Here is a 1343-nt window from a genome sequence, read left to right as displayed (position 1 = left end):
CGGAACGCCTGGAAGCGGCTCGCGCCGTCGATCCGGGCCGCTTCCTCGAGCTCCCAGGGCAGCTCGGCGAAGAACGAGGCAAGGACGTAGACCGTCATCGGCAGCACGAACGAGATGTTCGGGATGATCATCGCCTGGTAGTGCCCGATCCAGCCGATGTTGGTGAACAGCTGGAACAGCGGCGTCACCAGGACGACCACCGGGAACATCGAGGCGCTCAGGATCAAGCCGGCGACGAGGGTCTTACCGCGAAAGGCCATGCGCGCCAGGGCGTAGGCGGCCATCATGCCGATCAGCAGTGCGATCACGGTGGTGGTCGCGCCGATGACGACGCTGTTGGTCAGCGCCCGCCCGAAGTCGTTGCCGCGGCTGGTGTCGAACGCGTTGCGGAAGTTCTCGAAGGTGAGGTGGGTGGGCCACGGGGTGTTGTCGAAGGTGTAGCCCGGATCGCGGAAGGCGGTCACCGCCATCCAGTAGAACGGGGCCAGACCCCAGATCAGCACGATCAGCGCACCGACGTACACCCGCGCGGACCGCCACGGTTTGCGCCCAGAGGTAGCAGTGGTCATCAGTGTGCCTTCCGCTGTTCTTCCTGCGTCGCCACCGCATTGGCGCCCAGTATCTTCACCAGCACGAATGCCACCGCGAAAATCATCAGGAAGGTGAGCACCGACAGTGCGGCCGCGCTGTTGGAGCCCTGCCGCACCTGATCGACCACGAGGATCGAAATGGTCCGGGTCGCCGGGTTGCCCTGCATCATGATGGCCGGCAGGTCGTAGAGGCGCAGCGCGTCCATGGTCCGGAACAGCACCGCGACCAGCAGTGCGGGCTTCAGCAGCGGCAGCGTGATGTGGGTGAAGCGCTGCCATGCGGAGGCGCCGTCGACCTTGGCCGCCTCGTACACGTCGTTCGGGATCACCTGCAGTCCGGCGAGAATCAGCAACGCCATGAACGGGGTGGTCTTCCAGACGTCGGCGATGATCACCGCGAATCGCGACCACCACGGATCGGTCTGCCACAGGATGTGCGTGTGCAGCACCCGGTTGACCACGCCGTTGTACTGGAACATGAACTCCCACAACCGGGCGGTCACCGCGGTCGGGATGGCCCAGGGGATCAGCACCGCGGCACGCAGCAGCGCGCGGCCGCGGAAGGTCTTGCCCATCACGGTCGCCATGCCGAGGCCGATGGTCGCCTCGAGCGTCACGGTGATCACCGTGAACAGCAGGGTGATCCCGATGGCCGCCCAGAACTGCGAACCCAGGTTGCCGGTGGGGCACGGCTCGGTTCCGCCGCCGGGCAGGGTGCACTGCTGCAGCAGCCAGTGCGTGTAGTTGCTGAAC

2 protein-coding genes are annotated in these 1343 nt (G+C 65.9%); both read right to left on the bottom strand.

Translation table 11 applies throughout. The annotated features are described in order from the left end of the window. On the bottom strand, window positions 1-569 hold a 569-nt coding region (locus ACGF5C_RS34620; protein ID WP_393308616.1), incomplete at its 3' end, for a carbohydrate ABC transporter permease. After that, a partial coding sequence (locus tag ACGF5C_RS34615; RefSeq protein WP_393308614.1) for a carbohydrate ABC transporter permease occupies window positions 569-1343 on the bottom strand: 775 nt, incomplete at its 5' end. The genes ACGF5C_RS34620 and ACGF5C_RS34615, both read right to left, overlap by 1 nt.

Origin of the sequence: Micromonospora sp. NPDC047620 (assembly GCF_043205005.1) — a bacterium.
Lineage (GTDB): Bacteria > Actinomycetota > Actinomycetes > Mycobacteriales > Micromonosporaceae > Micromonospora.
The sequence above is the reverse complement of the archived record's forward strand: the minus strand, read 5'-3'. Positions and strand labels throughout refer to the sequence as shown.